Genomic DNA, 17,928 nt, shown 5'->3' with positions numbered 1-17,928 from the left:
ATGCGATTTGTACTTTCGTGGGAGCAGGGAATTATGCTTCACGCGTTCTCTTTCCTGTATTCAAGAGTTCTGGTGCGAAGTTAAATACCGTCGTAACAAGCGGCGGAGTGAGTGCCATTCATCATGGGAAAAAACATGGTTTTTTGAAAGCATCGACAGATTTTTCAGAAGCGATGGTAGATAAAATTACGAATACAGTAGTTATTGCAACTCAGCATAATCTTCATGCAGAACAGACGATTAGTGCTTTAAGGGCTGGTAAGAATGTTTTTGTAGAAAAACCGTTAGCCCTAAATGAAGGTGAAGTTGACGCCATTGTTAGCCTTTACAATGAACTTGAAGATAAACCTCGTCTTATGGTTGGTTACAATCGTCGCTTTGCACCACAGATTATTAAAATGAAGACGCTTCTTTCTTCAGTATCAGGACCTAAGACTTTTATAATGACGATGAATGCAGGCCACATTCCTGCTGATCACTGGACACAGGACCTTAACATCGGTGGTGGGCGCATAATTGGTGAGGCTTGTCATTATATCGACCTAATGCGTCACTTAGTGGGTTCTAAAATTACCGGTTTTACTGCTATGTGCATTGGAGAAGCTCCTGGCGTAGCTGTTCGAGAGGATAAAGCGAGTATTACACTTTCATTCGAAGATGGATCCATCGGTACTATTCACTATTTTTCAAATGGCGGTAAGGCTTTCCCCAAAGAACGAATTGAAGTATTTGCTAATGATGCAGTACTTCAGCTTGATAACTTTCGAAAATTGATAGGATTTGGCTGGAAAGGCTTTTCAAAAAATAAGTTAATCTCTCAGGATAAAGGTCAAGAAAATTGTAGCCAAGCTTTTGTTGAGAGTATTCGTCAAGGTAAACCCTCACCAATACCATTCGAAGAGATAATTGAAGTTGCGCGGGTTAGTTGTCAAGTCGCAGAGAGCTTAAAATAGACTATATAGAGTTGGGGGCTAGTTTAGTCCCTTTATTAATATGAATAAATTAACTAGATTATTTTATACGGTCCGACATTTGAGACCAATTCAAATTTTCAACCGACTTTATCGAAAGTTAAATTACACTCCCCGCCTTAGGAATATACAAATAAGCAAATCTGTCCCTAAAGCCGAATGGATTCGCTGTGAATTTTTGGCATCCTCCTATAGAGACGGTCAGTTTTCTTTTTTGAATGAGGTTTCAAATTTAACACATTGGAATGACGAGAACCAGTCTAAGTTGTGGCTCTATAATCTGCATTATTTCGATGACTTAAATGCATTAGGTGCAATTGAAAGGCAAGTTATTCATGTAAATTTGATTAACAAATGGGTTGCTGAAAACCCTGTTGGTGTAGGTAATGGGTGGGAGCCGTACCCATCTTCATTAAGAATAGTAAACTGGATAAAATATTTCCTTTGTTTTGACTTACCCACTAGTGGTTATGATGAAAGTTTATATCAACAAGCCCACTACTTACGGCATAATATTGAATATCATTTACTTGGAAATCATTTGTTTGAGAATGGAAAAGCATTGGTTTTTGCAGGATGTTACTTCGATGATTTACGTTCAAAAGAGTGGTTGCTGAAAGGCTTGAGAATCCTAGATAGGGAAATCCCAGAACAAATATCAGAAGATGGGAGTAACTTTGAGCTTTCTCCTATGTACCATAATATTATATTGGCTGATATGTTGGACCTTTATAATCTGGCATTAACATTTGGTCATGAAGAGTTGTTGGCTCGTAAGGGTTATTGGAAGCAATTAATCAAAAAAATGTTATGTTATTCATCAAGTATGAATCATCCAGATGGTGATGTTTCTTCGTTTAATGATTCTGCTACAGGGGTGTCTGGTAGGACCAGTGACTTGGTTGAATATGCTGGTAAGCTTGATATTACGTATCAGAGGTGTGAAGAGCTAGTCGATACTTTATGTTATAAGCATTACTCTGACGCTGGTTATGTAGTCGTTAATGCTAAAAACTTGAAAGCTATCTTGGATGTTGCGAAAATAGGCCCTGATTATATTCCTGGTCATGGTCATGCTGACACGTTGAGTTTCGAAGCCAGCCTCTATGGCTATAGGGTATTTGTTAATAGCGGCACAGGTGTTTATGGTGTCAGTGAAGAGCGTTTAAATCAACGTAAGACAGCAGCACATAATACCGTTGAAGTTGATGGCTTTGATTCTTCAGAGGTATGGGGAGGATTTCGAGTCGCTCGTAGAGCTAATCCAACCTTGAAATCCATTCAGCAAGGAAAGTCATCACTACTAGTATCTGCTTCCCATGATGGTTATAAAAGACTAAAAGGCAAGGTCATCCACCATAGAGAGTGGAGCTTTTCTGCGTCTGAGCTATCAATAACAGACAGGTTGCTTGGTGAAGTAGAGTCTGCTTTCGCATTTTTACATATACACCCAGATATTATGGTCACGAGTAGTACGCATAATGTATTGTTGACGTTACCTAACTCTCGCAAAGTGATAATTGAAAGTGATTGCCGGGTCAAGGTATTAGACTCTATGTGGTATCCAGAGTTTGGTAAGTCGATTAGAAATAAGAAGCTTATCTATCCAATAGCTAATCAATCTTTAACAATTACAGTGAAATACTAATGAAAATTTTAGTTTTATCTTTTTACTATACTCCGGATTTATCTGCTGGCTCATTTAGAACTTCAGCTCTAATAGATGAGTTGAGCAAAATGGACATTGATATAGATGTAGTTACAACTTTACCCAATCGCTATGCGTCATTAAAGTCTAATGCAGCTCAATCAGAAAAAAATGATAATCTATCAGTTTACAGATTGGAACTACCTTCTCATAAGAGTGGTATGCTAGATCAGATTGTTTCTTTTTTTAGCTTTTATAGACAAGTTTCACAGCTAGTTAAGAAAGAAAAATATGATCTTGTGTATGCTACAAGCTCCCGGCTTTTCACTGCATTTTTAGGTACACGCGTGGCCAGGAGCAAGTCTATTCCTATTTACCTTGATGTTAGAGACATTTTTCTAGATACGTTATCTGATGTATTGAATCCTAAGCTATTTAGAATGATTTCCCCTTTTTTATCTCTTATAGAGAACTATACATTCAATAACGCAAGTCATATTAATTTGGTGTCACGAGGTTTTGAGGAATACTTTAAATCTAAATTTAGGTGTAAATCGTATTCCTTTCTGACTAATGGTATTGACAGTGAATTTATGGGTATAGACTTTTCTAAAGTTGAAGTACTAAATAAAAAAACTGTTTTATACGCAGGGAATATTGGTGAAGGGCAAGGTTTACATACTATATTACCATCATTAGCTAGAAACTCACCGGATTATCAATTCAAGGTGATCGGTGACGGCAGTAGGAAAGTCGAACTTGTCAAATCGTGTCAAAGTCTAAGTAATGTAGTAATACTCCCACCTATAATTCGTTCACAACTAAATAAGGAATATAAAAATGCAGATGTTTTGTTCCTTCATTTAAACGATTATGATGCTTTCAAGAAGGTCCTGCCATCAAAGCTTTTTGAATATGGGGCAACAGGCAAACCGATTCTCGCAGGTGTATCTGGTTATGCTGCAAAGTTTTGTAATGAGGAGTTGTTGAATACTGAAGTTTTTAGCCCGAGTAATCATATAGAGGCTTCCAATTGTTTAAGGAGGCTCTCGTTGAACGTAACAGACAGAACAATGTTTATCAAAAAATTTCAGCGTAACCAAATAATGAGAAAATTGTCTGAATCTGTCTATCGTATGGTGTAGAGAAATGAGAATATTAATAACTGGATCTGGTGGCTTCTTAGGGGCTTCGTTAGTGCCTGAAATCCCAGAAAAGTATAACTTAGTTTTTGTTGATAGAAACGAGTCAAACATTTCAAAATCAGAGCGATTTTCATTCTATCAAGAAAATATTCATAGCACATCAGATTACACTGAGAGCTTGAAAGGGGTCGAGTGTATTATCCACTGCGCAGCCCGTGTTCATGTTATGAATGATGGATCTAATAGCCCGTTAAATGATTATAGAGAAGTAAATACGGCTGGTACACTTAATTTAGCAAAACAAGCTGTTGAATCGGGTGTAAAGCGTTTTATTTTTATTAGTAGTATCAAAGTTAATGGGGAGTTATCCAAACCAGGTAAACCATTTAGATATGATGACCCTCGTGCACCTAAAGACTGTTATGGGCAGTCGAAGTCAGAAGCTGAAGAACAGCTATTAGACTTAGCTATAAAAACTGGGTTAGAAGTTGTGATTATTCGCCCTACATTAGTTTATGGTGTCGGTGTTAAAGCCAATTTTGCCTCACTGATGAAATTTGTATCTAGAGGTTTTCCTACTCCATTCGGCTGCCTTACGCATAATGCTCGGAGCTTAGTTTCGGTTAGGAATCTAGTGGATTTGATCATTACGTGTATAGAGCATACCAACGCTGTCAATCAAGTGTTTCTTGTATCAGATGATCATGATATTTCTACATCTGAAATGGTGAAGAAGATGAGCGAGGCTCTAGGAAAGTCTTCTTGCCATTTTTTGGTTCCATTATGGAGCCTTAAACTAGTTGGTAAATTACTCAAAAAGGAAGATGTAATAAGACGTTTAACAGGTTCCTTACAAGTCGATATTAATCATACGAAAAAAACACTGGATTGGGAGCCTCCTCAAACCTTGAAAGATGGATTTAAGGAAACTGCAAGTTATATTTTGGCATTACAAGGTAAAAATAAATGATTCGCATAATTGATATTATAATGTCTTTCTTAGGTTTGCTATTTCTTTGGCCTGTAATACTAGTTGTTACTATTATTGGAATATTTGATACTGGTTCACCCATTTTTATACAAGAGCGAGTAGGCCGTAACAAAAAACCTTTCAAGCTAATAAAATTTCGTACTATGTCACTTGAAACTAAATCGGTTGCAAGCCATTTAGCAAATAACACATCGATCACTAGACTAGGTGTGTTTTTACGAAAAAGCAAAATCGATGAACTACCGCAGCTAATCAATGTCTTAAAAGGAGATATGAGCTTAGTTGGTCCTCGCCCCAACCTTTATAATCAAGAAGAACTTATTAAAGAGCGTGATGCACTAGGGGTCTATGAAGTTTTGCCTGGTGTTACAGGTTTAGCTCAAGTGAAAAATATCGATATGTCTACTCCTGTTTTGCTGGCCAACACAGATAAACAGATGATTGATACATTGACTGTCATCGTCTATTTTAAGTATATTGCGATGACTGCAATAGGTAGTGGCAGTGGAGATGCTGTAAAGTAATTATTTCAGTGAGTCTTCTTAGAGACAATCAAAACTAACGCCAGTACAATACTGGCGTTAGTTTTATTAAGAGTATTATAATGGCTAGGCTTAATTTTTTTTGGAATTTGTCACGAGTGCACAAGCGCTTAATCAGTGTCTTTATTGATATAGTTTTTATTGTGGTTTCGTTTCATGCGGCATATTGGACACGAATAGGACATATAAAGCCTTTAGATGATGTATCAACGCAGTATGTTGTGTTGGGGACCTTAGTAGTTACTATTCTAGCTTATACTAAACTTGGCTTGTATCGAGCTGTATTACGTTATTTAACGTTTCACGCATTGGCGGTTGTTAGCATTGGAACCGCCATATCAGCGGCAGCGGTGGCAATTCTTGCTTTCTATCTCGATGCATCTGTACCTCGTTCTGTCCCTATTATTTATGGAGCTTTCCTTTGCTTATTAAGCGGCGGCTCAAGACTTGTTATAAGAGTGCTGGTCTCGGAAATAGGTAGTAAAGGGAAGACAAATGTTTTGATTTATGGTGCCGGAGCAGCAGGGCGCCAATTGGCTTTAGCGTTAAGATCGTCCGAGACTCATAGAGTAATTGGTTTTATTGATGAAGATAGAACTTTAGAAAACACTATTATTATGGGGCTCAAAGTAAAAGATATTAGTCGAGCTGATAGCTTAGTTGAAAAACACAGCGTTAACCAAGTATTACTTGCAGTGCCAAGTGCTTCAAGATCTAGGCGCAAAGAAATTTTGGATGCCCTTGTACACCTTTCCGCAGAGGTTTTGACTGTCCCTGATATGAAAGACATTGTCGAAGGTAAGGCTCAAATTGATGAGCTAAAAGACGTCGCTATTGATGATTTATTAGGTCGAGATTCTGTAGCTCCTCAACAGGTTTTGATGGAAGCTAATATTAAGGACAAGACCGTTATGGTAACAGGGGCCGGAGGCTCAATCGGCTCTGAACTATGCCGTCAAATTCTGCACAACCAGCCTAGAGTATTAGTACTCTTTGAGCTTTCCGAGTTTGGCTTATACCAGATTGAGCGAGAACTTACTCACTTAGCTGAGAGTAAGGGTATAGATGTTGAAATTGTCCCATTGCTCGGTTCTGTGCAAAGGGTTAACCGACTAGCTACGGTAATGTGCAGCTTTAATGTTCAAACCGTCTACCATGCCGCAGCATATAAGCATGTTCCTTTGGTTGAGTTTAATGTCGTCGAAGGTGTTCGAAATAATGTGTTTGGTACTTATTACACGGCGAAGGCAGCAATTGAAGCCAATGTAGAGTCATTTGTTCTCATCTCAACAGACAAAGCTGTTAGACCAACCAACGTTATGGGGACAACAAAACGAGTGGCAGAATTGGGCTTACAAGCTCTCGCTGAGCAAGAGGGCTCTAAATCAGGTGGTACTCGATTTTGTATGGTTCGATTTGGTAACGTACTCGGCTCTTCTGGTTCTGTCATTCCATTATTTAAAAACCAAATTGAAAAAGGTGGCCCAGTCACTGTTACTCATCCTGATATTATCCGATACTTTATGACTATTCCTGAAGCTGCTCAATTAGTTATTCAAGCTGGGGCAATGGGTAAAGGCGGCGATGTGTTTGTGCTTGATATGGGAGAGCCCGTTAAAATAACAGATCTGGCTGAGAACCTAATTCAGTTGTCTGGCCTAGAAGTGAAAACCGAAGAAAATCCGTACGGTGATATAGGTATTGAATTTTCAGGACTTCGTCCAGGAGAAAAATTATTTGAAGAGCTATTGATTGGAGATAATGTTGGACAAACAGCCCATGAAAGGATTATGACTGCAAATGAACGCTTTTTATCGATGGCAGATTATAACAAGTTAATAGACGCCCTCGATGCTGCTTGCCATGAATTTGATCATGACAAAATCCGCCAGCTTTTGCTTGACGCTCCGACAGACTTTAACCCTACAGATGGTATAGGTGACCTTGTTTGGAAAGCTCAGCATTGTGAGGGTGATGAAGAAGTTATCCATTAGTTTGAAAATGGTTATCAAGTAAAAAGGCTCCTGTTAAAGGAGCCTTTTATGTTTTCTAGCCGTGATAATGATGTGTCTTGGATAAATCTAATCCCTACAAAATTTGCTTCAACACTCGATCAGCTTTAACTCTAGTAACCTTACGGATTAACTTTTGTACTTCTGTGGGGTAGTGCTCTATCTTTTCAAGCTGTCGATAAGCACATATCATTTCCGTATGCTTTAGGATATTTTCAACCTCAAGTTCAAACTTATCGGTGAGGTGTCCATAATTGTCTTGAACTAAGATAGCATTTTCTAGATCTAGCTTCCACGCTCGTGGGTTTAGGTTGTTACCCGTGAGAAGCATGTAGCGTTTATCGATCCAGATACCTTTCAAGTGGAAGCTATTGCTATCATGTTTCCATAAGTGGATTGAAAGTTGACGGCTTGCTATGTGTGCCTCGTTCGCTTTTGCAAATCGACGGAGGTTCATTTCATAAAGGTATGGCAGGCCACCAATGGTCTTAAATGACTCTTCTGGTGAGATATAGAAATCATTCGCTGTTTTATCACCTACTACAATTGTTACCTTTACACCGCGTTTGATGGCCTTTTTTACTTCCTTTGCCACGCTGGGTGGGAAATTGAAGTAAGGCGTGCAGATAAATATCTCATCCTGTGCTTGGGCAAGAAGTTGATTGATGCTGGTATTGAGCTTATTGCGTCTCTTACCTACACCGATTAGCGGTGTAACCGCGACTTGTTCATTACTAACGGACTCTGGTTCAAAGTGATAACGAGACTGTGCGAGTGAAGCTCGTAGCTGCCTAATATCAACCTTTATGTCTTTCGTCGCAGGCTTTACCTCTGTAGCTAAGTTGTTCACTGCAGGGTGCTCAATAAGGGCATCACGAATGAAATGAACCATACTGTCTGCTAAAGCAGAGTGTTTAAGAACATGATAGCGATCAAATCGGTAGCGGTCTTGATAGTGCAGGTAAATGTTGTTTAAGCTCGCTCCGCTATAGATAACCTCATCATCAATGATCGATCCTTTGAGGTGAAGCACACCAAAGACTTCCTTGCCTCGAACAGGTACGCCATAAACAGGTATCTTATGCACATATTGCTCTGCCATCGACTGGTACATCGCCGCATTGGTTTCTGACGGTGCGGCGCCAATTAGCCCACGCTGTGCACGGTGCCAATCCACACAAACATTTACATCAAGATCTGGATTCTTCTGCTTGGCTTTATACAGCTCAGTTAAGATTTCTCGACCCGCTTCATCATCTTCAAGGTAGAGAGCAACAAGATAAATCCGTGTACTTGCCTCCTGAATCGCTTTAATAACGCGAGTTCGAAACTCTTGCGCAGAATAGAGAACATCAAAATTCTCTGGCTCTAGGGCAAGGGTAGGCAGTTGAGTTAATGGATTCTTATTGACCATCATGTCGGATGTATCACCTTAATCGTTAAGCAATCTTGGCTATATAACGCTATAACCAGAACAAAAATTAGCAAGAGACGAATATTACCAAACTTAAACTATCGTTTACCAGAAAAGGCGCCTAGTTGCTTAAATATCAACCTGAAACTGCATGGGAATGAGACTTCTACCACTATTTACGTAACGCTCGAAAAGGTTTTTTAAGCTATTCGGCAAATCAGCGGGCTCTATAGTGCAAAAGTGATGTTGTTTGTAGAAGCTTTCTAGATGGGTGTATGCGAAGCAATAGTCACTGCTGGTTAACTCATTCTCTTGGCAATATTCAAGTAATTGATGCCCAACACCAAGTTCACGCATCTCTGGGATAACGAGCATTCCAGTCAACAAGCGGTATTGCTCAATATGACGAAAGCGAACCATAGCCACGATAGAACCTAGCGATGAAGCCGTGACGATATGTTCATCTTTCTTTGCTTTACCAGAAGGGTAATAGTCTTTGTAAATCTTATTAACTATAGGAACTTTTATCGTCGGCAAAACGGCGATTGTCAGCTCTGAAAGTGCCGGTTGTGATCTGTGTGGCTGACTCATTCTGACCTTCCTCTTATCTAATCGTATTGATGTCATGTAGAATGGTGGCAGTTTAAGTTACCTGATGAATGCCATGCAATCCCTATCGAACGCTAACCTTCGCTCATTTCATACCTTTGCTATCGAACAGCACTGTGATCATATGATTGAGATCTCGTCTGTTTCCCAACTGAAAGAGATTTATCAATCTAAGCATTGGCAGTCGACGCCGAAGCTTATGTTAGGAAAGGGCAGTAATATTCTTTTTACCGAACACTTTCAGGGGCTGGTGTTGATCAATAGGCTTATGGGGATAGAGGTAACAGAATTAGGCAGTGATTTCCATCTACATGTACAAGGTGGAGAAGACTGGCCCGAGTTAGTGAAGTGGTGTGTCGAACACGGTTACAACGGTCTTGAAAACTTAGCTCTTATTCCGGGCTGCGCAGGTTCTGCTCCTATCCAGAATATTGGCGCGTACGGTGTGGAGTTTAAAGATGTTTGTGAATACGTAGATGTTCTTTGCCTTGAAACCTTTGAGGTGAAAAGACTAAGAAATGCCGATTGTTTATTCGGCTATCGCGATTCTATTTTCAAGCATCATATGTACCAACGAGTCATTGTCGTTGCTATTGGTCTTAAGCTAAGTAAGCAATGGCAACCTAATATTGGTTATGGCCCTCTAAAAGGATTTGACTTTGCAACCGTCACCTCAAAACAGATTTTCGATTGCGTGTGTCAGGTGCGCCTCGAAAAACTGCCTAACCCAGACGAGATCGGTAACGCTGGTAGCTTTTTTAAAAACCCTATAATCGGGTTGGATCACTTCCAAAAATTACAATCAAAATACCCTGAAGTTGTGGCATACCCAGCGAATGATGAGCATGGGCACTCTGCGATGAAGATTGCCGCTGGGTGGTTGATCGACCAATGTGGCTTAAAGGGTGAGATGGTGGGTGGCGCGCAAGTTCATCCTAAGCAAGCATTGGTGATAGTTAACCAAAACAAGGCGACTGCAGACGATGTGGTGATGCTTGCCGCTAAGGTTCGTCACAGTGTTTGGGAGAAGTATCAAATTGAATTAGAGCATGAAGTTCGATTCATGGGAGCAAAAGAGGAAACGTGTTTAACCGATATTTTGTCAACGAAGAGCGGCGTGGAGAGTGAAGCATGAAAGATCACAGTGTTAAGCTAACGATACTCAAAACATTGTCGCAAGGTGGCTTTCATTCAGGCCAAGAGCTAGGTGACAAGCTAGGCATTTCACGCGCCGCTATCAGTAAGCACATTAAAGGTATTCAAGCCTGGGGTGTCGACATATTTAGCGTGCAAGGTAAGGGTTATCAGCTTTCGCAACCAATGCAGCTACTTGATGACGCTTTGTTGAAATCAAAAGTAAAAACACCTTTAGAGCTCGTCCCCATCATTGACTCTACCAATCAATATCTCCTTGACCGGGTGGAAGAGCTCAAGTCTGGCACGGCCTGCATCGCTGAATATCAGGCTAAAGGACGAGGTCGACGCGGTCGTGAATGGGTATCACCATTTGGTAGCAACCTCTATTTATCTATTTACTGGCGCTTAGATGCTGGCATGGCGGCTGCCATGGGGCTAAGTCTCGTTGTTGGTGTCGCCATTGTCGAGGCACTAGAAAAGCTCGGTATCAATGGGGTTAAATTAAAGTGGCCAAATGACCTGTACTTTGAAGATAAAAAATTAGCGGGTATTCTCGTCGAGATGTCTGGTCAGGCAGGTGCTGCAGCCAACTTGGTTATTGGTATGGGTATCAACCTCAATATGGTCACCGATGAACAAGGATCGTCTCACTCTGTCACTCAAAACATTACCCAACCTTGGGTAAGCTTGTCTCAAGTCTGTGAATCTCAACCGAATCAGCACTTGGCTAAGTTTGAACGCAATGAACTCGCAGCAACCTTAGTGAATACCCTGCATTGTGCACTTGATGATTACGAGTTAAGAGGTATGAATGGGTTTGTCGAGCGATGGAATCGTTTGGATAACTTCTTAGGTCGTAAGGTTAAATTGATCATGGGCTCTCGAGAAATTGAAGGCATTGCTCAAGGTATCGATGCTCAAGGTGCAGTCTTGCTAAAAACAGCTCAAGGAATTGAGAGCTTTATTGGTGGTGAGATTTCATTGCGGAACAATGAAGCAGATTAAAGACTGTTGGCACTGAATACGATGAAGGGTTTGGTTTACAGTCGTTATGCTAGTGCCAAGTTCTAGAATAGATGATAGTCAGTCAGACTATCGCCAATTCTCATCTTTTGGGCGAAACGGAATAATATCGGCCGTCTTTTGAACGTCTTCATCATGGCCATCGAGCACGCTTCGAAAGCGATATACTTGCTGTGATAGCTCCTTCATTAACACCACATTAGCCTGAATCGGGTTTTTACAGCGGTCTACGACTCGATCAATATGACTTTGCTGAGCCCACAACCTATCCTGCATTTCTTCTGAAGCGGAGAGAATCATCTCCTCACACATCTCTTTTTTAAATTGAACAAAGGCGTCTGGGTGGTATTTCGCTAAATCCACCAACTCATCAAAAGGCGGAAGAGTTTGGTTCAAAGGGGAAGCATTCATATCCATTTCCTCTATCTCAGTGATGATTGATTTATCAACACTACCTTAAGCGTACGCGATGAAATAGATTAAAGATTGAACGAAAGTCGCCATTCTCACCTTTGAGACGCCTGTTTTTTAAACGATAACGTGCTTATTTCTTTTCGAGCCATTGCTGAGTTTTGTGAATATACAGTGAAAAATTGAAATAAACATGAGCAAAGTGCGAGTTTTATAATCGATATCTTTACCCTCGTTTTTACTTGGTGTATTGATCGCACTTAACAGGAGTGATTTTCATTCCAAATATTTCATAAGAACTTGAATTGTAAACTCTCGTTCTAAAAACGAGTGAAGCTAAATAGCCCCTTATCATGAATATTCTCATCTGCGATGACTCTGCATTAGCGCGAAAAGTGCTTGCCAAAAGTATCGAGTTAATACCGAATCAACAGATATTATTTGCTGAAAATGGGCAGCAAGCCCTCGCTCAATTGAGCACCAAATCAATCGACGTCATGTTTCTGGACTTAACCATGCCAGAAATGGATGGCTATCAAGTGTTGCAGCAAATGCCACATGATTACCCCACTAAAGTGGTGGTCGTTTCCGGTGATGTACAAGGTCAAGCTGTCGCTCGCTGCATGGATTTGGGGGCTTACACCTTTATTCAAAAACCATTCTCTAACTCCCACGCAGCAGAAATATTCACTCGTTTAGGCCTGATCTTTAAATCCAATGGCATTCGGGTGGATGACATCTCTCCGCAAATCAAATTTAAAGAGATCGCCAACATCGCTTTAGGCCAAGGCGCTGCAGGATTAGCGAACGTCTTAGGTGAATTCATTCACCTTCCTATTCCAACGGTCAGTACGATTGAAAAAGCTGAGTTGGATATGATGCTCCGAGATGCTTTGTATCGAGATGAAGTAACAGCCGTCACTCAGCGCTTTGTGGGGAGTGGAATGCATGGTGAAGCTCTGATTTGTTTACATGGAAAGGGCATTTCGTCTATTGGGGAGCGATTAGGTTTTTCGAGTAAAGACAACTCATATAATGAAGTCGTGCTTAACGTAGCCAACTTATTCGTATCCTCATTCATGACTTCATTGTGTGAACAAATGGATGTCAGCGTCTCGTTGCGACAACCTGTAGTCGTGGATACGCGAGTGTATGCGAAATCAAGTTGCTTAGGAGACGATACACTTGCCCTCGAATTTATCTATCGTGACGATCAGGCTTTCGAGTGTGAAGTCTTGTTTATGTTTGACCAAGCATCTGAACTGGTGATCAATCGAGTTATGGAGTCAATATGAGCCCGGAAAGTAACCTAGATGTTGTCGAAGAGCTTCACTGGTATACCCAAGTCATCGATACGATGGATGTCGGTATTTTTGTTCTAGATCTGGACTTCAAGGTGGTGGCTTGGAATCGGTTTATGCAGTCTTATAGCGGCATTCCATCAGCAGACATCTTACATAAGCCGCTGTTTAGTGTGTGTACGGACCTCCCTCAGTCGTGGATGGAGGCTAAGCTTAATGCCACTATCTCGTTAAAAACACAGGGATTCTCCTCTTGGGAAGACCGTTCCTATATCTTTGAATTTCAGAATTTCTCTCCTGCATCTCGAGGGTTAGATTTGATGCATCAGAATATGGTCATCACTCCACTAAGCTCTCTTTCTGGAAAAGTTTCCCACCTGTGCGTCATGATCAGTGATGTGTCCGATGTGGCTCAGAGTAAGATGCTGCTGCATGAATCGAATAGAAAGCTTGAACATAAAAGTCGAATCGATGGTTTAACTGGATTATTGAATCGCGCCTGTTGGGAACAAGCGTTAATTGATGAGTGCAGTAAGCTTAAGGTTGATGATGAACGTGTGTCGACATTGATTATGTTTGATATCGACTTCTTCAAGCGTGTTAACGATAACTTTGGTCATAGCACGGGAGACGAAGTGATTCGCCACACCGCGTTATTGACACAGAAAACGTCAAGGACAACGGATTTTATTGGGCGCTATGGTGGCGAAGAGTTTGCAGTACTCCTGCCCAATACGTGCCATGAACAAGCGTTGTACTTTGCAGAGAGGTTACGTAAGCGTGTTGAAGAAAGTGAGATAAAAACGAGCCAAGGCATTATCAAATACACCATTAGCCTAGGGGTGTGCGAGTTCAATCGGGAAGTGATAGAGACTGCGACACAGTGGATTGAAGCGGCCGATACGATGCTGTACGAATCAAAAGATAACGGTCGAAATATGACAACCGTTCGTTCTCTTGCTCTATAGCGATTGGGTTATCAAATCGAGACGCCACGTCTCAGGTGAGTAAAGTAAGAGAAAATGTGGGGTTAACAAAGTTCAATTTTGTAGGCGCAGCGTCTTTGTCCTTGCACGATATGCTCAGTTCGATTGACTTGATAATCTTCCCCCAGTAACGCTTGAAAAACATTCAGCTCAGAAGCACAGAGTACCGAGCTTCGTATCGCTGCTTTGCAAATCGGGCAGTGATTTTCAATCAATAAAAAACCATCTTGCAGTGATTCCAGTTCAGCCATGTAGCCTTCGCTGCGGCGCTGTTGCACCAGTTTAACGAGCTTCTCTTCTAAGGTTTGGCTGTCAGCGATCAGTTTTTGGTAAGCAATGAGTGTTTGTTTTTCTCGTTCAGCGGCCACTTTTTCCATGCCTTCTTGGCCAAATATTCGCTCAACGGCATCGATCATTTGAATGGTTAAGTCGCCATGTCTGTCTGCGAACTGCGAATGCCCTTTCTCAGTTAGTGACCAGTGCCTTGTAGGTCTGCCAACTTTGACTTTGAGATCATGGTACTCAAGCAACCCATCATCTTCCAAAATCTGCAAATGCTGGCGAGCCCCCATCGTGGTCATCTCTAGATCAAGTGCTAACTGCTTGGCGGTTATCTCGCCTTTTTCTTTGATTGTTTGCAGTATTTTTTCGCTACTTTTCATGTCTTCCTCGCATCCTTTTTTTAATTATGTCGTAACGATTTAATAAAGCAAAGAATTTACTATGTTGAATCTCATGAAAAGAATGGAAGAGTGACGTTCCAATCGTAAGATTTTGCAATAGTGGTCACAAAAAAATGCTGTTTACCCCTTGGTAAATTGTTGAACGCCCCCACATCTCTTTCACAAGCTGACGCACCTTCCAAATTGGCTAGGTACCAGTATTTATCAAACCTCATGGAAATTTTTAGGAGAGACGACCGATGAACATTCGTCCATTACACGACCGAGTTATCGTAGAACGCCAAGAAGTTGAATCAAAATCTGCTGGTGGCATCGTGCTAACAGGCTCTGCAGCAGAAAAATCAACTCGCGGTACCATCGTTGCTGTAGGTAAAGGCCGCATCCTAGAAAACGGCAGTGTTCAAGCTTTGGATGTCAAAGTTGGCGACACGGTTATCTTTGCAGAAGGCTACGGCACAAAAACTGAAAAGATTGACGGTAAAGAAGTGTTGATCATGTCTGAAAACGACATCATGGCAATTGTTGAATAATAAGCACTCGTTGAATAGTTGATTCTGAATCACAACGAAAAAGACAATCGATTTTAGAAAGGAAATTAAAGATGGCTGCTAAAGACGTAAAATTTGGTAATGACGCACGAGTTAAAATGCTAGAAGGTGTTAACGTTCTGGCTGACGCTGTAAAAGTAACGCTAGGTCCTAAAGGCCGTAACGTTGTTCTAGACAAATCATTTGGTGCACCAACGATCACTAAAGATGGTGTTTCTGTTGCACGTGAAATTGAACTGGAAGACAAGTTCCAGAACATGGGCGCACAAATGGTAAAAGAAGTCGCTTCTCAAGCAAACGATGCGGCGGGTGACGGAACGACAACAGCGACTGTGCTTGCACAATCAATCATTACTGAAGGCCTTAAAGCGGTTGCTGCGGGTATGAACCCAATGGACCTTAAGCGCGGTATTGATAAAGCAGTTATCGCAGCGGTTGAAGAACTAAAGAACCTGTCTGTTGAATGTAAAGACACGAAAGCGATCGCTCAAGTAGGAACCATCTCTGCTAACTCTGATGAGACAGTGGGTAACATCATTGCTGAAGCGATGGAAAAAGTAGGTCGTGACGGTGTTATTACTGTTGAAGAAGGTCAGGCTCTACAAGATGAGCTAGACGTTGTTGAAGGCATGCAGTTTGACCGTGGTTACCTGTCTCCTTACTTCATCAATAACCAAGAAGCGGGTTCAGTTGATCTAGAAAGCCCATTCATCCTTCTTATCGACAAGAAAGTGTCAAACATCCGTGAGCTTCTTCCGACTCTAGAAGCGGTAGCAAAAGCATCTCGTCCACTTCTTATCATCGCTGAAGATGTAGAAGGCGAAGCGCTAGCAACACTTGTTGTGAACAACATGCGTGGCATCGTGAAAGTAGCGGCTGTTAAAGCTCCAGGTTTCGGTGACCGCCGTAAAGCTATGCTTCAAGATATCGCTATCCTAACGGGTGGTACGGTTATCTCTGAAGAGATTGGTTTAGACCTTGAGAAAGTAACGCTAGAAGATCTAGGTCAAGCTAAGCGTGTGACTATCACTAAAGAAAACTCAACCATCATCGATGGCGCGGGTGAAGAAGTGATGATCCAAGGTCGCGTTTCTCAAGTTCGTCAACAAATCGAAGAAGCAACCTCTGACTACGACAAAGAGAAACTTCAAGAGCGTGTTGCTAAACTTGCTGGTGGTGTTGCGGTAATTAAAGTTGGCGCAGCAACTGAAGTTGAAATGAAAGAGAAGAAAGACCGCGTAGAAGATGCGCTTCACGCCACTCGCGCAGCGGTTGAAGAAGGTGTTGTTGCTGGCGGTGGTGTTGCACTTATCCGCGCGGCATCTAAAGTTGTTGGCCTAGAAGGTAGCAACGAAGAGCAAAACGTCGGTATCCGCGTTGCACTTCGTGCGATGGAAGCACCAATTCGTCAAATCACTAAGAACGCAGGTGACGAAGAGTCAGTCGTTGCTAACAACGTACGCGCTGGTGAAGGTAACTACGGTTACAATGCAGCAACTGGCGAATACGGCGATATGATTGAAATGGGTATCCTAGATCCAACGAAGGTTACTCGCTCAGCACTTCAGTTCGCAGCATCGGTTGCAGGTCTTATGATCACAACAGAAGCGATGGTAACTGACAAGCCGCAAGATTCTGCCCCTGCAATGCCTGATATGGGCGGCATGGGTGGTATGGGCGGTATGCCAGGCATGATGTAATCCGAGATTTTGGTTTTTAGGTGTTTTAAATCAATTGCTTATAAGTATTTATATGCGCCGATGTAGACACTGAGGTATGCCAGTTGGAAAACACTGGCATACCTTTTTTAATGACAATTCCAACCATTTTTTTCCAATACATAGTTTGAATCGCATATTGCACCTTGAATTTCATCAAACAAGAAATCTTCAGATTCGTTTAGCAGTTTTGGATGATATACATTTTCAGGGAAGTTCCAGTCAATAAACCCATAAGTATGTAATTCTTCTCCTGAATAGCGGTGATAATATTTTTCAAGCATTAATTCGTCTCGAGCTTCAGCAGTCTCTCTAGCTGTGTTGTATTTGCCAAACTTTCTTCCTTCACCATCATATGCTTTGTACCAGCCCCACTTAGTCTGATGTATACCGTTAAACCCTTTTAGCTTAGATGTTTTCTTAGCCAGGTTGTTTTGTCTGGCTGTGCAGCGTAGTAAGTTCCCTTTTGTATTGTTTAGTGGGACTGCATCAACATGGTCAACCTCTTGATGATAGTCATTGGTTCATGATGAGGCGATGCAGGTATGCGCCACATATATCATAGTGTTTCCTCGCTTGTGACCAAGAATAGCTGCTGCCTTTGGTTCATCCGCACCAGCTCGTTGCATCGCGGTTGAAAACATCACTTTGAAATGAGTGGAAGCACTTGTAGAGTATATTGATACGCTATCTGTTTTGATACTAGAGAAGCTGCACTCATATCAGAGCTATTGTCGAAACCAAGCAGTTATTCATTACCTTAGATGCTTATCGCATTAGTTTGGATAA

General features: G+C 41.4%; 17 protein-coding genes. 12 read left to right on the top strand and 5 right to left on the bottom strand.

Going from position 1 to position 17,928, the window contains the following annotated elements; translation table 11 throughout:
* From BCU12_RS00400 to BCU12_RS00375, 6 genes are all read left to right on the top strand, one after another.
* Positions 1–953: Gfo/Idh/MocA family oxidoreductase (locus tag BCU12_RS00400; RefSeq protein ID WP_133153790.1), on the top strand; the 953-nt coding region annotated here is incomplete at its 5' end.
* A 79-nt stretch (positions 954–1,032) separates the two neighbouring features.
* On the top strand, positions 1,033–2,619 hold the full coding sequence (locus BCU12_RS00395) for an alginate lyase family protein (RefSeq protein WP_241909707.1): 1,587 nt from the start codon (positions 1,033–1,035) through the stop codon (positions 2,617–2,619).
* A complete protein-coding gene (locus BCU12_RS00390) occupies positions 2,619–3,764 on the top strand; it encodes a glycosyltransferase family 4 protein (RefSeq protein WP_102402438.1) in 1,146 nt (381 codons plus the stop codon). The genes BCU12_RS00395 and BCU12_RS00390 overlap by 1 nt, the downstream gene beginning before the upstream one ends.
* 4 nt (positions 3,765–3,768) lie before the next feature.
* The gene (locus BCU12_RS00385) at positions 3,769–4,734 is read left to right on the top strand and encodes an SDR family oxidoreductase (RefSeq protein WP_102402437.1); all 966 of its coding nucleotides are present in this window, start codon (positions 3,769–3,771) and stop codon (positions 4,732–4,734) included.
* On the top strand, positions 4,731–5,279 hold the full coding sequence (locus tag BCU12_RS00380; protein ID WP_102402436.1) for a sugar transferase: 549 nt from the start codon (positions 4,731–4,733) through the stop codon (positions 5,277–5,279). The genes BCU12_RS00385 and BCU12_RS00380 overlap by 4 nt, the downstream gene beginning before the upstream one ends.
* A gap of 80 nt (positions 5,280–5,359) precedes the next feature.
* On the top strand, positions 5,360–7,291 hold the full coding sequence (locus BCU12_RS00375) for a nucleoside-diphosphate sugar epimerase/dehydratase (protein WP_102402435.1): 1,932 nt from the start codon (positions 5,360–5,362) through the stop codon (positions 7,289–7,291).
* Positions 7,292–7,385: 94 nt separating this feature from the next.
* On the opposite strand, the gene pssA is transcribed toward BCU12_RS00375, so the two are convergent.
* Complete coding sequence (gene pssA, locus BCU12_RS00370) at positions 7,386–8,726, bottom strand: CDP-diacylglycerol--serine O-phosphatidyltransferase (protein WP_102402434.1); 1,341 nt, start codon at positions 8,724–8,726, stop codon at positions 7,386–7,388.
* Positions 8,727–8,852: 126 nt separating this feature from the next.
* Positions 8,853–9,314 (bottom strand): GNAT family N-acetyltransferase, encoded by a 462-nt coding sequence (locus BCU12_RS00365; protein ID WP_102402433.1) that lies wholly within the window; start codon positions 9,312–9,314, stop codon positions 8,853–8,855.
* 64 nt (positions 9,315–9,378) lie between these two features.
* Here BCU12_RS00365 and murB point away from each other — a divergent pair, with 64 nt between their 5' ends.
* Together murB and birA are read left to right on the top strand one after the other, a co-directional pair.
* Complete coding sequence (gene murB, locus BCU12_RS00360) at positions 9,379–10,467, top strand: UDP-N-acetylmuramate dehydrogenase (protein ID WP_102402432.1); 1,089 nt, start codon at positions 9,379–9,381, stop codon at positions 10,465–10,467.
* Positions 10,464–11,474, top strand: a complete 1,011-nt coding sequence (gene birA, locus BCU12_RS00355; RefSeq protein ID WP_102402431.1) for a bifunctional biotin--[acetyl-CoA-carboxylase] ligase/biotin operon repressor BirA — start codon at positions 10,464–10,466, stop codon at positions 11,472–11,474. Before murB ends, birA begins: the two co-directional genes overlap by 4 nt.
* Before the next feature lie 87 nt (positions 11,475–11,561).
* Here the strand turns inward: birA and BCU12_RS00350 are convergent, their stop codons facing one another.
* Positions 11,562–11,903, bottom strand: coding sequence for a DUF3135 domain-containing protein (locus BCU12_RS00350; protein ID WP_102402430.1), 342 nt, complete (start codon positions 11,901–11,903; stop codon positions 11,562–11,564).
* Between the two features lie 353 nt (positions 11,904–12,256).
* Between BCU12_RS00350 and BCU12_RS00345 the strand changes: the two genes are divergently transcribed.
* Together BCU12_RS00345 and BCU12_RS00340 are read left to right on the top strand one after the other, a co-directional pair.
* On the top strand, positions 12,257–13,198 hold the full coding sequence (locus BCU12_RS00345; RefSeq protein WP_102402429.1) for a response regulator: 942 nt from the start codon (positions 12,257–12,259) through the stop codon (positions 13,196–13,198).
* The gene (locus tag BCU12_RS00340; protein ID WP_102402428.1) at positions 13,195–14,172 is read left to right on the top strand and encodes a diguanylate cyclase; all 978 of its coding nucleotides are present in this window, start codon (positions 13,195–13,197) and stop codon (positions 14,170–14,172) included. The genes BCU12_RS00345 and BCU12_RS00340 overlap by 4 nt, the downstream gene beginning before the upstream one ends.
* Positions 14,173–14,234: 62 nt before the next feature.
* Here BCU12_RS00340 and BCU12_RS00335 read toward each other — a convergent pair whose 3' ends face one another.
* Complete coding sequence (locus tag BCU12_RS00335) at positions 14,235–14,852, bottom strand: metalloregulator ArsR/SmtB family transcription factor (protein WP_102402427.1); 618 nt, start codon at positions 14,850–14,852, stop codon at positions 14,235–14,237.
* Between the two features lie 260 nt (positions 14,853–15,112).
* On the opposite strand from BCU12_RS00335, the gene BCU12_RS00330 reads away from it, so the two are divergent.
* A complete protein-coding gene (locus BCU12_RS00330; protein WP_102402426.1) occupies positions 15,113–15,403 on the top strand; it encodes a co-chaperone GroES in 291 nt (96 codons plus the stop codon).
* Between the two features lie 71 nt (positions 15,404–15,474).
* Positions 15,475–17,121 (top strand): chaperonin GroEL, encoded by a 1,647-nt coding sequence (gene groL, locus BCU12_RS00325; RefSeq protein ID WP_102402425.1) that lies wholly within the window; start codon positions 15,475–15,477, stop codon positions 17,119–17,121.
* Positions 17,122–17,228: 107 nt separating this feature from the next.
* On the opposite strand, the gene BCU12_RS00320 is transcribed toward groL, so the two are convergent.
* On the bottom strand, positions 17,229–17,423 hold the full coding sequence (locus BCU12_RS00320; protein ID WP_102402424.1) for a hypothetical protein: 195 nt from the start codon (positions 17,421–17,423) through the stop codon (positions 17,229–17,231).
* Positions 17,424–17,928 lie beyond the last annotated feature (505 nt).

This window comes from Vibrio sp. 10N.261.55.A7 (assembly GCF_002877365.1).
Classification (GTDB): domain Bacteria; phylum Pseudomonadota; class Gammaproteobacteria; order Enterobacterales; family Vibrionaceae; genus Vibrio.
The sequence above is the reverse complement of the archived record's forward strand: the minus strand, read 5'-3'. Positions and strand labels throughout refer to the sequence as shown.

What these genes read in the sequence shown, in the direction of transcription:
- BCU12_RS00390 (WP_102402438.1), top strand. Translation starts at nt 2,619, where the DNA reads ATGAAAATTTTAGTTTTATCTTTTTACTATACTCCGGATTTATCTGCT.
- BCU12_RS00385 (WP_102402437.1), top strand. Translation starts at nt 3,769, where the DNA reads ATGAGAATATTAATAACTGGATCTGGTGGCTTCTTAGGGGCTTCGTTA.
- BCU12_RS00380 (WP_102402436.1), top strand. Translation starts at nt 4,731, where the DNA reads ATGATTCGCATAATTGATATTATAATGTCTTTCTTAGGTTTGCTATTT.
- BCU12_RS00375 (WP_102402435.1), top strand. Translation starts at nt 5,360, where the DNA reads ATGGCTAGGCTTAATTTTTTTTGGAATTTGTCACGAGTGCACAAGCGC.
- pssA (WP_102402434.1), bottom strand. Translation starts at nt 8,726, where the DNA reads ATGATGGTCAATAAGAATCCATTAACTCAACTGCCTACCCTTGCCCTA.
- BCU12_RS00365 (WP_102402433.1), bottom strand. Translation starts at nt 9,314, where the DNA reads ATGAGTCAGCCACACAGATCACAACCGGCACTTTCAGAGCTGACAATC.
- murB (WP_102402432.1), top strand. Translation starts at nt 9,379, where the DNA reads ATGAATGCCATGCAATCCCTATCGAACGCTAACCTTCGCTCATTTCAT.
- birA (WP_102402431.1), top strand. Translation starts at nt 10,464, where the DNA reads ATGAAAGATCACAGTGTTAAGCTAACGATACTCAAAACATTGTCGCAA.
- BCU12_RS00350 (WP_102402430.1), bottom strand. Translation starts at nt 11,903, where the DNA reads ATGAATGCTTCCCCTTTGAACCAAACTCTTCCGCCTTTTGATGAGTTG.
- BCU12_RS00345 (WP_102402429.1), top strand. Translation starts at nt 12,257, where the DNA reads ATGAATATTCTCATCTGCGATGACTCTGCATTAGCGCGAAAAGTGCTT.
- BCU12_RS00340 (WP_102402428.1), top strand. Translation starts at nt 13,195, where the DNA reads ATGAGCCCGGAAAGTAACCTAGATGTTGTCGAAGAGCTTCACTGGTAT.
- BCU12_RS00335 (WP_102402427.1), bottom strand. Translation starts at nt 14,852, where the DNA reads ATGAAAAGTAGCGAAAAAATACTGCAAACAATCAAAGAAAAAGGCGAG.
- BCU12_RS00330 (WP_102402426.1), top strand. Translation starts at nt 15,113, where the DNA reads ATGAACATTCGTCCATTACACGACCGAGTTATCGTAGAACGCCAAGAA.
- groL (WP_102402425.1), top strand. Translation starts at nt 15,475, where the DNA reads ATGGCTGCTAAAGACGTAAAATTTGGTAATGACGCACGAGTTAAAATG.
- BCU12_RS00320 (WP_102402424.1), bottom strand. Translation starts at nt 17,423, where the DNA reads ATGCTTGAAAAATATTATCACCGCTATTCAGGAGAAGAATTACATACT.